General features: G+C 43.2%; 11 protein-coding genes. 6 read left to right on the forward strand and 5 right to left on the reverse strand.

What is annotated here, in order from left to right; translation table 11 throughout:
• Positions 1–172: 172 nt before the first annotated feature.
• Positions 173–1,327 carry a catalase family protein gene (locus V7D75_RS09770; RefSeq protein WP_333614410.1) on the reverse strand — a complete coding sequence of 385 codons (1,155 nt, stop codon included), beginning with the start codon at positions 1,325–1,327 and terminating at the stop codon, positions 173–175.
• Between the two features lie 305 nt (positions 1,328–1,632).
• On the opposite strand from V7D75_RS09770, the gene V7D75_RS09775 reads away from it, so the two are divergent.
• The gene (locus tag V7D75_RS09775; RefSeq protein ID WP_333614411.1) at positions 1,633–2,613 is read left to right on the forward strand and encodes a 5'-nucleotidase; all 981 of its coding nucleotides are present in this window, start codon (positions 1,633–1,635) and stop codon (positions 2,611–2,613) included.
• 116 nt (positions 2,614–2,729) lie between these two features.
• Entirely contained in the window at positions 2,730–3,335 is a 606-nt protein-coding gene (locus V7D75_RS09780) for a rhomboid family intramembrane serine protease (RefSeq protein WP_333614412.1), read from the forward strand.
• Here the strand turns inward: V7D75_RS09780 and V7D75_RS09785 are convergent.
• From V7D75_RS09785 to V7D75_RS09795, 3 genes are all read right to left on the reverse strand, one after another.
• Positions 3,332–3,877 (reverse strand): hypothetical protein, encoded by a 546-nt coding sequence (locus V7D75_RS09785; RefSeq protein WP_333614413.1) that lies wholly within the window; start codon positions 3,875–3,877, stop codon positions 3,332–3,334. The two genes, V7D75_RS09780 and V7D75_RS09785, sit on opposite strands and share 4 nt — an antisense overlap.
• A 126-nt stretch (positions 3,878–4,003) precedes the next feature.
• Positions 4,004–5,872 (reverse strand): sodium:solute symporter family protein, encoded by a 1,869-nt coding sequence (locus tag V7D75_RS09790; protein WP_068406954.1) that lies wholly within the window; start codon positions 5,870–5,872, stop codon positions 4,004–4,006.
• A 4-nt stretch (positions 5,873–5,876) separates the two neighbouring features.
• The gene (locus V7D75_RS09795) at positions 5,877–6,137 is read right to left on the reverse strand and encodes a DUF4212 domain-containing protein (RefSeq protein WP_068406957.1); all 261 of its coding nucleotides are present in this window, start codon (positions 6,135–6,137) and stop codon (positions 5,877–5,879) included.
• A gap of 795 nt (positions 6,138–6,932) precedes the next feature.
• Here V7D75_RS09795 and V7D75_RS09800 point away from each other — a divergent pair.
• Positions 6,933–8,429: an alanine/glycine:cation symporter family protein gene (locus V7D75_RS09800; protein WP_333614414.1), complete on the forward strand. Its 1,497-nt coding sequence runs from the start codon at positions 6,933–6,935 to the stop codon at positions 8,427–8,429.
• A 110-nt stretch (positions 8,430–8,539) separates the two neighbouring features.
• Here V7D75_RS09800 and V7D75_RS09805 read toward each other — a convergent pair whose 3' ends face one another.
• Entirely contained in the window at positions 8,540–10,177 is a 1,638-nt protein-coding gene (locus V7D75_RS09805) for an electron transfer flavoprotein-ubiquinone oxidoreductase (RefSeq protein ID WP_333614429.1), read from the reverse strand.
• Positions 10,178–10,857: 680 nt separating this feature from the next.
• On the opposite strand from V7D75_RS09805, the gene V7D75_RS09810 reads away from it, so the two are divergent.
• The 3 genes from V7D75_RS09810 to V7D75_RS09820 form a co-directional block, all read left to right on the forward strand.
• Entirely contained in the window at positions 10,858–11,589 is a 732-nt protein-coding gene (locus tag V7D75_RS09810) for a DUF1285 domain-containing protein (protein ID WP_333614415.1), read from the forward strand.
• Between the two features lie 44 nt (positions 11,590–11,633).
• Positions 11,634–12,623 carry a glutamate racemase gene (gene murI / locus V7D75_RS09815; RefSeq protein WP_333614416.1) on the forward strand — a complete coding sequence of 330 codons (990 nt, stop codon included), beginning with the start codon at positions 11,634–11,636 and terminating at the stop codon, positions 12,621–12,623.
• A 227-nt stretch (positions 12,624–12,850) separates the two neighbouring features.
• Positions 12,851–13,415: DUF4062 domain-containing protein (locus V7D75_RS09820; RefSeq protein ID WP_333614417.1), on the forward strand; the 565-nt coding region annotated here is incomplete at its 3' end.

Here is a 13,415-nt window from a genome sequence, read left to right on the forward strand (position 1 = left end):
GCGCCAATGGTAGTGTGGCTCCGGCCATGTGAGAGTAGGTCATCGTCAGCTCTCTATTCTTAAGATAAACCCCCTTCTGCTAATGTAGAAGGGGGTTTTCTTTTGGCTGCTTTAAGCTAGATTGCAATAATGATGGCTCTGTCTACTATCTTTAGACTATCATCATAAGTAATTACTCGGTCGCTGATTTGCTAAAAACCTCTTTTAAGCTAGTCGGTTCTTTGCGCTTAGCGTTATTATGCTCATGACGAGCCTTAGAAGAGGCCTGGTAAGCACGTAGTCGAGAATGTTGTATGACGCCAATAGGGCGATTGGCTTCCAAGCAGCGGAAAGTGGTAAAGCTCAAATCTTCTATTGCTTTAAGATTGCCGTCATCAGGCACGTCTTGGCAAGGTATGGTCAAGGTTGCGACCGTGACAAATGGAGCATCACACTCTTTCCACTCTTTGGTTAGCTGTTCAATAGGTTGTTTTTTGATATTACGACAAAGTTGAACTTGTACTTCAAATTGATAGTCATGTTCTTTAATCTCCTCAATGATAGCTGGCCGAATCGCTTCGTCTTCGGTAAATAAGTGAATATTGGTACGTTTAATTTTATCCATTGACGCTTTGGTAGGGGTAACTCTGATTTTTGCCATATAGTCTCCATGACGAAAAGCGCCTTGGGAGAAGTAATCGTATAACCAAGCGTTTTTGGGTGGAATGGTTGCTAGCTTTCTAAAGGCGTTCAGTGAGCGTAGACCTTCCATATCAGGGAATTCTTTCCCATATTTAGTCAACCAATGAAACACGAACTTGCCTTTACCCCGTAAACCATCTCCCAAATAACCATTTAAGCCAAAATTTAATTTCGAAAGATAGGCGTAGTTTTTCAGGCTATTGGTGAAAAATATAGGACCATTGACTAACGCATAATCAAAAGTAGTACTATCTTCCTCGTCCGGTGCCAGTTTTTTACCAGGCACGTCGAATATCTTAATAGCCAATCCTTGCCCTAATCCCAGTCTTCTATCGGCGCTAATCGCGGCGGCGGCATTGGAAAAACGAATGACAGCATCATGAATACCGGGCTTTGCATAAAGCCCTTGCGCGTATTCCTTAGGAATATCATCCAGTATTTCAAACTTAGCTTTTAGACCACAATAGCTTTTGGCATGGACAGCGCGTACATGGTGGTCAATGTCATTTAGCGCTTTACTTTTTTTGACATAGAGACGAATATCGTTGGTAATCGTCTCTATGGTTTCATGATCTTCATCGCTCAAGGTAATATATTTCGGGTCATATTTGACATATCTGGGTTTAAAAATTTTTTTTAGCATCATCAGCTACCTAAAAGTTATAAATTAGAATTTAATACCTTAATAATTTTACAAAAGTTTAGAAACGGTAGTTTAGGATAAGTAGTAACAATGTGTAACCATAGAGTGAGTAATATATTGGAAAGCAATTTGCATATTAAGACAGTGAAGCTTATGCGGGGGTAATTACCATAAGTGGCTCAATCGGAGTTTTTTATGGCCAAAGATAAAATACTATAATCAAAAGCCTACTTACGGGTTTGGCTTAAATTGCTAGACTGCTTTATAAGAGCGAAATTTATTGTATATAAAAAAATGAGTAGGAAAATATGGCTGTAGATTTTACCAATACCTTAATTGTTGCGATATCAGCGACGGCTTTATTTGATTTGTCGGAATCTGAAAATCATTTGGTAGCGTTATTGCAGCAGCGACCTCACGAAGCGATTAAAGAATTCCGTGATTATATGGCTGAACGTGAAAACGATCCGCTCAGCATCGGTGCCGGTTATCCGCTTATTAAAGCGTTGCTAAATTTAAATCATTATTGCCATGATTGTGAAGGGCAGAGTTCAGGTGTCGATACACCGCTGGTTGAAGTGGTGATTGTCTCGAAAAGTAGTCCGGATACGGGTATTCAAGTGCTCAATGCGATTCGTGAGCATGGCTTAACCATTTCGCGCTCGGCATTTATCTCTGGAAGCCCTATTGCCCCTTATATTAAAGATTTTAATGTGGATTTGTTTTTGACCACCAATCGTGATGATGCGCAGCAGGTGGCAGATGCCAATATTTGTGCTTGTGCGATATTGGATGCCACTCCGGTCAATACTTATGAGCTTGATACGCAGCAGCTACGTATTGCTTTTGATGGTGATGCGGTGTTATTTGATGATTCAGGTGAGCTGCTTTATAAGCAACAAGGCTTGCGCGCTTTTCATGAGCGTGAAGCTAAAATGCGTGACTTGCCCATAGAAAAAGGCCCTTATGCCGAGCTATTGATTAAGTTGTCAAAAATGCAGGAGCGTTTGCCTGCAAGATTGCATACGTCTCCTATGAAGATCGCTTTGGTTACGGCACGAAATGCCCCTGCCGACTTGCGTGCTATTAAAACACTACGTGATTGGGGTGTCGATCTCGATATGGCATTCTTTTTGGGCGGACTTGAAAAGACGGCAGTATTAAAAACCTTTGCGCCACATATCTTCTTTGATGATTCGGTTAAACATATTGATGCGGCGCGTGACTTTATGCCAACGGCGTTGGTTCCTTATCATTCGACCTCATTGCTGCATGCCAAGAGTGTATAAACGGCAGAAGAAGACACCTCATCATTGTCATTTAAGCCTGTAAAAAGCCTACGGTCTTCTGTGAGCGAGCAATAGGGTTTTAATAACATTCAAAGGTTTAAGAGATAAGGTTTGTTATGAAGTGGCAGCAATTATTTAGCTTAATAACACGCAGAGTTAAGCAAGTTTTCGGCTTATATGCGTTTGTTCTTATACCGATGTGGGGCATGTTTTTTCTCAATGAGACACTATTTTTCGGACTATGGAATGTTTTTGGTATTGTGCCACGTGCGTTAGATTTAGGCAGTATGATTGGGGTTTTTGCGTCATGGACGATGCATGGCAACTTTTCTCACTTACTTGGCAATACGTTGACGTTATTACAGATTTTATTTCTGTTCGGACTCTTTGAAAATAATGCTTATCGTACGGTAATTAAATTGATCGTGGCGTCAGGATTGGTGACTTGGATTATCGGTTCGCCGTTGTCGATTCATATCGGCGCGTCGGGGCTTTGTTTTGCGATGCTGGGTTATATGATAGGCGGAGCAGTATTTGCGCGGCGCTGGGGTTATCTGCTTGCTTGTATTGTCATGGGAACTGGTTACTGGTTGACCATCAAACAAGGTTTGATGCCGCAGCAAGGTATCTCATTTGCGGCGCATTTTGGCGGACTATGCGCCGGCTTATTATTGGGGGCAAACTCAAAGCATGCTTATACCAGTATCAATATGCGTTATTAATTTTTATTAATACAAACGTTGATATATAACGGATCATTTTTTTCTAACGGTCGCCACTTAGTGGTTTGCTTCACATGCTCATCAATGTTCAGCTTACTATTTTTCTCTTGCAATACATAATCGGCGCGGGCAGGGGTAGTACAGTCAACAACTTGCGGTACTTGCTGCACACTTCGACGTCGTTCAAACAAATATAAATTAACCAAATAAACATCTGGATTATCGGCATTGGCGCGAGCGTGTCCGCTATCAGCGGCGATGAAGCGAAAGGTTTGTGGTTTGATATATGACCAAGGACGAAACCAAGTATTCTCTTCAACTTTTTTCACCACATGCACGCCGTTAGGTAGCTGCGCAGTTTGCTGCTCGAACCAGCTATATTCTTGGCTGATTTGAAAGCCAAAAATACCAATCGCCCCAAATAATGGAATCAGCCATCTTGGGGCTTTTTTTCCTGCCAGTTTGCTGAGATGAGTGATGATTAGTGCTATCCCAGCCATACCAAATCCGGCAGCTATGGTGGCGATAAACTCAAAAAGCATAAGATTTTTCCTTAACGCCATCAGCGCATTTAAAACCAATTCATAAAAAGATAAAAAAATCACTCACAAGCAGCTGCTGCCGGTGAGTGATTAGATTACAAAGAATAGCACACAATATCGTCTAGATTAGTGATCGATTGCGCCGCCAGCTCCACGTGGAGAACGAACACTTTCAACCAATTCTTGGATATGTGCTGGTGGTGGCGTCGTTGCATAAGAAACAATAAATGCCACGATAAAGTTCAGTAATGCACCAACCGCACCAAATGATAGTGGCGAGATACCGAACAACCAATACTCTTCTGTATCAGGGAAGCTTGCTGTACCACTGATAAAGAACCAGCCTTTAAAGATAAAGATATACACCAAGATACTAATCAAGCCCGTCAACATCCCAGCGATAGCGCCCAAGTTGTTAACACGTTTTGAGAAAATACCCATCATCAGCGCAGGGAACAGTGACGCACCTGCAATACCAAAGGCTAGTGCCACAACCTGTGCGGCAAATCCTGGCGGGTTAATACCAAGCCATGTTGCAACCACAATCGCAATCGCCATTGTGATACGGGCAACTTTTAGCTCGCCTGCATCGGTAATGTTTGGATTTAAGTTACGTTTAATCAAGTCATGACTGATCGCTGATGAGATAGCAAGTAGTAGACCCGCTGCCGTTGAAAGCGCTGCTGCCAAACCACCGGCGGCGATAAGACCAATAACCCAACCTGGTAGCTGTGCAATTTCCGGATTGGCCAGTACTAAGATATCAGCGTTGACATCAAGCTCGTTACCTTCCCAGCCTCTATCGACAAAGATACCATCACGCTCTAAAGCATGCTCAGCTTTTGCTTCTTCAACCGCCGCCGTCGTTGCCGCAACATCGCCGCCGTCAGTAGTGGCAGCCGCTGCTGCGAGCTCAGCTGCACCAAGTCCGCTATCACTATAGAACTGGATACGACCATCGTTATTTAAATCGTTATACTTAATAAGACCCGTGTCTTCCCACGTTCTCATCCAGTCTGGACGTTGATCGTACTCGATAGCAGGCTCTTCAACACCTTGTGGATAGATGGTATCGATTAGGTTTAGACGCGCCATTGCACCTACTGCAGGGGCAGTGAAGTATAGTAGCGAGATGAAAACCAAGGTCCAACCAGCTGTCCAGCGCGCATCCGCAACTTTAGGAACGGTGAAAAATCGAATGATAACGTGCGGTAAGCCTGCGGTACCAATCATCAGTGATAAAGTGAATAACACCATGTTTAGCTTGTTTGGCACGTCAGCCGTATAAGCGGTAAAGCCTAAGTCGACGACGATTTGATCAAGCTTAGCTAAGATAGGAATACCGGCTTCCACATGGTTTGAGAACAAACCAAGACCCGGAATCGGATTGCCTGTTAGTTCAAGTGAGATAAACACCGCAGGAATGGTATAAGCAATCATAAGAACAATATACTGCGCAACCTGCGTGTAGGTAATCCCTTTCATACCACCAAGTACGGCGTAGAAGAAAACAACAACCGCGGCAATAATCAGACCGGTGGTATTATCCACTTCCAAGAAGCGTGAGAATGCTACCCCAGCGCCGGTCATCTGACCGATAACGTAAGTGGTTGAGGCAATAATCAAACAAACCACGGCAATCATCGCTGCGGTCTTAGAATAAAAACGGTCGCCAATAAAATCTGGAACCGTGAACTTACCAAATTTACGTAGGTAAGGCGCAAGCAGCATGGCCAGTAGAACGTAACCACCCGTCCAACCCATCAAGTAAGTTGAGGCCGCATAGCCGCCAGTAGCAATAATACCTGCCATCGAGATAAATGACGCTGCACTCATCCAGTCAGCAGCCGTTGCCATACCGTTTACTACAGGATGCACGCCGCCGCCAGCAACATAGAACTCACTGGTTGAACCTGCGCGTGCCCACCATGCAATACCGAAGTATAAAGCGAAAGATAGACCTACAAAAATAATATTAATCGTAAATTGACTCATAGGGCTATTCCTCGTCTACACCATATTGTTTATCTAACTTATTCATACGCCATGCGTAGAAGAAAATTAAAATGATAAATACGCCAATGGAACCTTGCTGAGCGAACCAAAATCCTAGGTCAGTACCGCCTATTCGAATCCCTGTTAATAATGGACGAAATAAAATACCGAAACCGTATGAACAGAGGGCCCAAATAACGAGGCAACCTATAATGAGACGGATATTGGCACGCCAATAACCAGATGGATCGTTGTGGTTTTCCATAGGACAACTCCTTTTGTCTTGCCTAAAAACATAATATTTGATTTGAGCTTAATGAGTTATTCTTGTCTATCGCTTCAAGCGAAATTGTGTCTATAAAAAAACCATCCTATAGACGATTCATACAAAATGACTCAACAGCTTAGCTGAAAAAATGCGCACAAATGAAAAATAATAAAAACCAAATACTAAAACGTGAACCAGCCATAAAGAGATTTAGTAGTCATTTATTTAACATTAAGCTGACTTAATCAAATAAACGACATCATAAATGCTAGGGTTTTTAAGAGTGTCTTGCAGAAAAAAAAGGGGATTTATCGAGGAAAAACGATGAAGGTCAACAATCCGCTGTCTTTTTACGATCCCGTCTTCCTGACAAGAGTCTTAAAGTTGTTAATACGTTAGTCATTCATGCCAATAAGTCAATATCAACCGAATGCTAATATCTATAAAATCCACTCTATCGTAGTTAAAAAACGTGGTCGGTAATAGAGTAGACTTCTATAAGGGTTTAGAACATTTAATATTACTGAAATCGTACGTTAAATGTCTAACCAATGCTACTGATTTGTTACATTCTCCATTCTATAGGACTTCAATAGTAAGTAACATTTATTTCATAAATAGTTTTTCTAATTTAATAACCAAATTTGATAGTAGTAGGCGTCTTAATCTCTATAGAATGCACACGGTATCTTATTAGTAGAGATTTTTAGCAGAATTATGTGCGGTATAATTAGTTAAATATCTTTCTATATAAAAATAAGTAACATTTATAAACGTAAGTGAGGAGTAGGTATGAGTGACGGCATAGCAGGCTGGTTTAATAACATCGTGAATTACGGCGTTAGTATTATCTGGGGTAATAATGATTGGTTAATCGCCAGCAATCCTTGGTACGGATTGTTGATGTTTGTGTTGATTGGGGCTGGTCTATATTTTACCGTTGCTACGCGTTTTATTCAGTTTCGTCACTTTGGTCATATGTGGCAGTTATTACGGGTGTCAAACCAAGGCCGTAAAGATGGCGGTATCAGCTCGTTTGAAGCACTGATGACGTCTTTAGCAGCGCGCGTCGGTACCGGTAATCTAGCAGGGGTAGCGATCGCTATCTATCTTGGTGGACCGGGCGCGGTATTTTGGATGTGGATGACGGCGCTCGTCGGTATGTCGACCAGTTTTATCGAGTCAACCTTAGCACAAGCCTATAAAGTGCCGCATAATGACAATGTTTACCGCGGTGGACCAGCTTACTATATCGAAAAAGGTTTGGGCAAGCGCTGGCTGGCGATATTTTTCTCGCTTTGTCTGCTGGTTGCGTTTGGTTTGGCGTTCAATGGCGTGCAGTCGAATACGATTGCGCAGGCTACCAATGAAGCGTTTGGCGTTCCAACGTGGATGACAGGGTTAATACTGGTCGCGCTCGTCGCCCCAGTGGTATTTGGCGGACTACGCTCGGTTGCGCGTATTGCAGGTAAAATCGTGCCAGTCATGGCGATTCTTTATATCTTGTTGGCGCTTTATATTATTATCACCAACTTTAGCGAATTCCCAGCAGCCGTTGCCTTGATCGTAAAATCGGCCTTTGGCTTTGAGCAAGCGGCGGGCGGTGTGATTGGTTATGGTATTGCGCAGGCGATGATTAACGGTATCAAACGCGGTTTGTTTTCGAACGAAGCGGGTATGGGTTCAGCACCCAATGCGGCAGCGACGGCAAAAAGCCATCCTGACCATCCAGCTGTGCAAGGCTTTATGCAAATGCTCGGTGTCTTTATGGATACGCTGGTTATCTGTACGGCAACCGCGGCGATTATTATACTTTCAGGGGTCGTCGATCCAAATGTCGAACAAGAAGGTATTCAATTAACCCAGTTGGCACTGTCGCAGTATGTGGGCGATATGGGTGTGATTTTCGTAGCGATTGCGATTTTCTTCTTCTCGTTTACCTCTATCATTGCCAACTACAGCTATGGCGAGTCTAATCTTGAATTTATCTCTGGTGAAAAAAATGCCAAAATCATGATTATGATTTTCCGTTTTATGGTTTTGGGCATGGTATTTGTTGGTGCTATTGCTAGCTTACCTGCTATTTGGAACTTCGCTGACTTATCAATGGGTCTCATGGCGCTCGTCAACTTGATAGCAATTTTAATCTTGTCGCCAGTGGCGCTTAGAATTTTGCGTGATTATGAAAGACAAATTAAAGAAGGCAAAACCGGCGAGCAAATCAAATTTGACCCCGATGACTTTGTGAAACTAAAAGATGAAGCCAACCGTGATGCATGGACTGATTAGATTTTTTTGGTAAGCTGAAAAGTTATGCTGTTGAAGCTACAAGCATAAAAAAACCGCTCTTATGAATTAAGAGCGGTTTTTTATTAAACCATAGTTATCTCAAACATGATTTACATGTTTGGATAGTTAGGACCGCCGCCGCCTTCTGGCGTTACCCAAGTAATGTTCTGTGACGGGTCTTTGATATCACAGGTCTTACAATGCACGCAGTTTTGGGCATTGATAACAAACTTAGCACCTTCGGCATCTTTCACCACTTCATAAACGCCAGCTGGGCAGTACAGACGCGCAGGTTCAGCATATAGCGGTAAGTTAATTGAAACAGGCACCGTAGGATCGGTAAGTTTCAAATGCGTCGGTTGGTCTTCGGCATGGTTGGTGTTGGAGATAAAGACTGATGACAGCTTATCAAATATCAGCTTACCATCTGGCTTAGGATAGGTTGGCTGATAAGCATGCGCCGCACGCTCTAGCTGATCATAGTCTCTTTTATTATCATGAATGGTCAAAGGCATTTTACCGCCAAGCAAATTTTGCTCGATAAAGGTAAAGGCGCCGCCCATCCATTGACCCATACGGTGCATGGCTGGGGCAAAGTTACGCGCTTCGTAGTTGTCTTGATACAGCCATGATTCTTTATACATGGTGCTATAAGCAACCACATCGTCATACTCACGGCCTGCTTGTAACGCTTCAAAAATCGCTTCAGCCGCCAACATACCTGACTTCATCGAGGTGTGTGTACCTTTGATTTTGGCAGGGTTTAAGAAACCTGCATCATCACCGACCAACACGCCACCTGGAAAGGTGAATTTTGGTAAGGAGTTTAAGCCGCCTTTGGTCAACGCACGCGCGCCGTATGACAGGCGTTTGCCGCCTTCTAAGACGTTGCGAATAACTGGATGAAGTTTTAGGCGCTGCATCTCATCAAACGGTGACATATAAGGGTTTGAGTACGATAAGTCGATGACCATACCAAAGCTGACTTGGTTGTTTTCATCGAAGTACAACCACCAACCACCAGATGAGCCGGTATCCGTTAATGGCCAACCTGAACCATGCATCACCACGCCTTGCTCGTGCTTCTCTGGGCTGACTTCCCATAGCTCTTTTAGACCGATACCATAATGCTGAGGGTCTGAGTCTTTATCAAGCGCAAAACGGCTGATGAGGCGCTTGCCCAAATGTCCACGGCAACCTTCGGCAAAGATGGTATATTTACCTAGCAGCTCGTAACCTGGCTCAAAGCTTGGCTTGGCTTCACCATTGGCAGCTACGCCCATGTCGCCGGTCAAAACCCCTCTTACCGAACCATCATCGTTATATAAGATGTCGTCGGCTGCAAAGCCTGGGAACATCATGACTTCAAGCTCTTCTGCTTGCTCAGCCAACCAACGAACGACGTTGCCCAATGAGACAATGTAGTTGCCTTCATTGTGCATGCTGGCAGGCACGATAGAATCAGGAAGCTTGGTTGATTTGGTTGCAGAACCGAGCATATAAACGCGGTCTTCAATGGCAGGTACGTTTAGTGGCGCGCCTTTTTCTTTCCAATCTGGTATCAGCTCGTTTAAAGCGCGCGGCTCAATGACTGCACCAGATAAGGTATGGGCACCAAACTCTGAGCCTTTTTCGACCACACAAACCATGAACTCATCATTGCCCGCTGCAATAGCAAGCTGACGCAGACGAATGGCCGCTGATAAACCCGCAGGACCGCCGCCAACGATGATGACATCAAATTCCATTGATTCACGTTCGATTTCAGGCTCAGCAGCTTCTGGTTCTACGGCTGGCTCGGGCGTTGCTTCTGTTGCAGTAGTGACTTCCACTGGCTCAGCGGCAACTTCTGTCGCCTCAGTTGCAGCGCTTTCTTCAGTAGTGGCGACTTCTTCTACGGCTACATCAGTATGTGCGATGTCGCTATTTACAGTGTCGTTACTGACAGTGTCATTATTAACAACGTCGTTGCTAACCGTGTCATTATCAACAACAGGCTTTTGATTGTCTTGCTCTTGCATACCTACTCCTAAACTTTTAGTGGCTTATCTCAGGGCATCATTAGCTTAACAATTGAATAATAAAGCTTGCGGCGCTAACGTTACTCAGACATATGGCTGCCCGATAAGAACTGTCTTTGCGGCATCAATTGACGACGTTAAGCGTACAAAGATTGACGTAAAATCTAGCACCCATAACGTAAAATGTGTTGTTAATTCAACACCCACTGAACCATTGCAAATAAATAATCGTTACTCATTATAAAAGAAAAGTCCTACAAACACGATACGCATTTCTGGGTATCAATGTTAAGGTAAGAGGGAAATAATGGGGGTACAATGACGATAGGCTTTCATCATACCCGAAACAAAAATTTATAGTAATAATAGATGCGCCAAACTTTGATTACTACATAAAGGATTTTATGATGAATGACGATAATAAAAATGATAATTCTAATGATAAAGATAGCCTCAAAGTCATGAATGACAAGGTGTCTGCGCCAAATGGTATGGATGCTTTGAGTCAGTATTTTAAGTCAGCGCCAAGTATACGCGAAGGGCGCGCCATACCGCCGCTTGAGAACTGGCATCCTGAGCAAGTAACGGATATGAATTTAATCATCAAAGCCAACGGCGAGTGGTGGCACGAAGGCGGGCACATGACCCGTCAGTCATTGGTCAATTTATTTGCCACTATTTTATGGAAAGAAGAAAAAAATGGCGCAGTTGAGTATTTTTTAAAGACGCCGGTACAAAAACTGCGTATTCAAGTAGAAGATGTGCCGTTACTGATTAACGATGTTGGTATAATTGAAGAACAAGGTAAAAACTGGCTGGAATTTACGACCAGCACCGGCGATGTAGTGCGTTTAGATGATGAACATCCGATTAGTTTGCGTGCTTATACAATGAAAGACTCTGATGACAATAGCCATTCTGGCAAAAGTAAGAATAAAGAAGATAATGAAAGTACAGAAAGCTCTACGCAAATTCGTCCTTATATGATGGTGAGAAACGGTTTAAAGGCATTGATTGGACGTAACGCTTTTTATCATTTAACAGAAATTGGTGAATTGACAGAGTGTGAAGGTGAGACGATACTAACGCTGCAAAGTGGCGATAACGCTTATACGTTATCAATGCCATCAGATTCATAATAGACTATATTTAATACTTATATAAGAACGGCGGTAAGATAGCAATGAAGGTTGCCGTAAAAGCAGTGCCTGATAATACAAGCCTTGATGGTGTTGATATTGTTGATAGCCTTGAGACGCACAAAACGACATTTATTGATGATAGTAGCGTGATAAATAACGCGCTTAAAAAGGAACGCAGCGCGCCAATCGGCTTGTTTGATTCGGGCGTCGGCGGTTTGTCAGTCTATTTACATCTGGCTCAGCAATTACCGCATGAGCGTTACGTTTATTATGCCGATACCTTGCATGTACCGTATGGCAATCGCGATAGTGAAGACATTAAAGCCTTAACGCTCGCCGCAGTAGAATGGCTGTATCAGCAAGGCTGTAAGCTTATCGTTATCGCCTGTAATAGTGCTTCGGCGTATGCGTTAGAGACTGCTAGACGCTATTATCCGCAGCTGCTTATTGTCGGTCTGGTGCCCGCTTTAAAACCTGCGGTATTGGCCAGTAAAACTCATCACGTGGCCGTATTGGCAACGAAAGCGACGTTAAACGGTGCGCTACTAAATGACGTCATTAAGAATGTCGCCATTCCTCATGCCACCAGAGTCACCAAATACTTTGATCCAAACTTAGTCCCTTGGGTTGAGTCAGGTATGCCTAAAGACAGCAAAACGGCTCAGGATTTACGCCGGCAATTGCAGCAATTTTCGCAAGATGGCGTCGATCAGTTGGTATTAGGCTGTACCCATTATCCATTTTTTAAAGCTTTTTTACGCCAAGAAATTACTCAGCAGCAGTTAGCGCTACATATTGTCGATTCGGGACATGCAATTGCTGAGCGCGTTAAGCAGCTATTGATAGCAGATCAGTTGTTAGCATTACCCGTTAAAGTATCAGCTAATGAAGCGCTAAGTGGCCTAGCGACCGCTATAGATATACCGCCAGCTTTGACTTTTTATGCGACTAAGTATGATGAGCAGCTCGGCGCTGTGGTGCAACGTTTATTGGGTAAACAGTCTCGTATACAGTATATTGTTTCGCCTTAAGCCCTTTTGTTTTAGTCTAATAGGGTTTTTTACCTGTGCAATAGTAAGGTAGCTGTTATAATCCCGCAATATATTAGTGGAATTAGCAATAAATTAAACGTATTCGCGTAATATTATGTTAGGCTAGTATTTGCCAAACAGAATATTAGACAGGCTCTGATGCTATCGTTTTTGGGTATCGATTGAGATAACTTTCATTTATATGACTAATAAGCTTAGAGGTGATTGTGTCAAACCGTCGCTATCATATTCACGTCATATGCGCTGACAACGACCAACTGTTGGTTTTAGACAGTGTGGCGATGTTTTTCCAAGGCCGCGCATTTTTAACCTATGACGTTTCTAGCAAATTACCCAAAGCGGCGTTATATGGTCGCCAGTGTATCGATGCTTGCGATTATGCGCTGATGATAATCGGTGATAGCTATGGCACGGCGCAAAATACTGGTGTCAGTCAAATGCATTTAAGCTATCTCAATGCCAAAGCCAAGCTCAAACCTTTACTAATATTGATCAAAAGTCATCATAACGAGGTCAATATCAGTCGGCAGCTGCAAGAATTCACCAACATGGTGACCAAAAAAGCCGATAAGATTTATTACTATGAAACAGAAAACGATATCGAGCAGTTACTCATTCAGGCATTCTATAGAATGGTCGCCAATCATGAAGTAGGAGACGGCTGGGTAAGAGTGAGCGACGAGCTAATGAAAGCCAATAAATCGGCACTGGCTGAAGAAACGGCAACGAGCTTTTCTACCAAGAAAGCCAAACTTACCCAATCTCGCCCTG

Source organism: Psychrobacter sp. (genome assembly GCF_036731945.1).
Classification (GTDB): domain Bacteria; phylum Pseudomonadota; class Gammaproteobacteria; order Pseudomonadales; family Moraxellaceae; genus Psychrobacter.

Excerpts from the sequence above, each read along its gene's own strand:
- V7D75_RS09770 (WP_333614410.1), bottom strand. The coding sequence starts at position 1,327 with ATGATGCTAAAAAAAATTTTTAAACCCAGATATGTCAAATATGACCCG.
- V7D75_RS09775 (WP_333614411.1), top strand. The coding sequence starts at position 1,633 with ATGGCTGTAGATTTTACCAATACCTTAATTGTTGCGATATCAGCGACG.
- V7D75_RS09780 (WP_333614412.1), top strand. The coding sequence starts at position 2,730 with ATGAAGTGGCAGCAATTATTTAGCTTAATAACACGCAGAGTTAAGCAA.
- V7D75_RS09785 (WP_333614413.1), bottom strand. The coding sequence starts at position 3,877 with ATGCTTTTTGAGTTTATCGCCACCATAGCTGCCGGATTTGGTATGGCT.
- V7D75_RS09790 (WP_068406954.1), bottom strand. The coding sequence starts at position 5,872 with ATGAGTCAATTTACGATTAATATTATTTTTGTAGGTCTATCTTTCGCT.
- V7D75_RS09795 (WP_068406957.1), bottom strand. The coding sequence starts at position 6,137 with ATGGAAAACCACAACGATCCATCTGGTTATTGGCGTGCCAATATCCGT.
- V7D75_RS09800 (WP_333614414.1), top strand. The coding sequence starts at position 6,933 with ATGAGTGACGGCATAGCAGGCTGGTTTAATAACATCGTGAATTACGGC.
- V7D75_RS09805 (WP_333614429.1), bottom strand. The coding sequence starts at position 10,177 with ATGGAATTTGATGTCATCATCGTTGGCGGCGGTCCTGCGGGTTTATCA.
- V7D75_RS09810 (WP_333614415.1), top strand. The coding sequence starts at position 10,858 with ATGAATGACGATAATAAAAATGATAATTCTAATGATAAAGATAGCCTC.
- murI (WP_333614416.1), top strand. The coding sequence starts at position 11,634 with ATGAAGGTTGCCGTAAAAGCAGTGCCTGATAATACAAGCCTTGATGGT.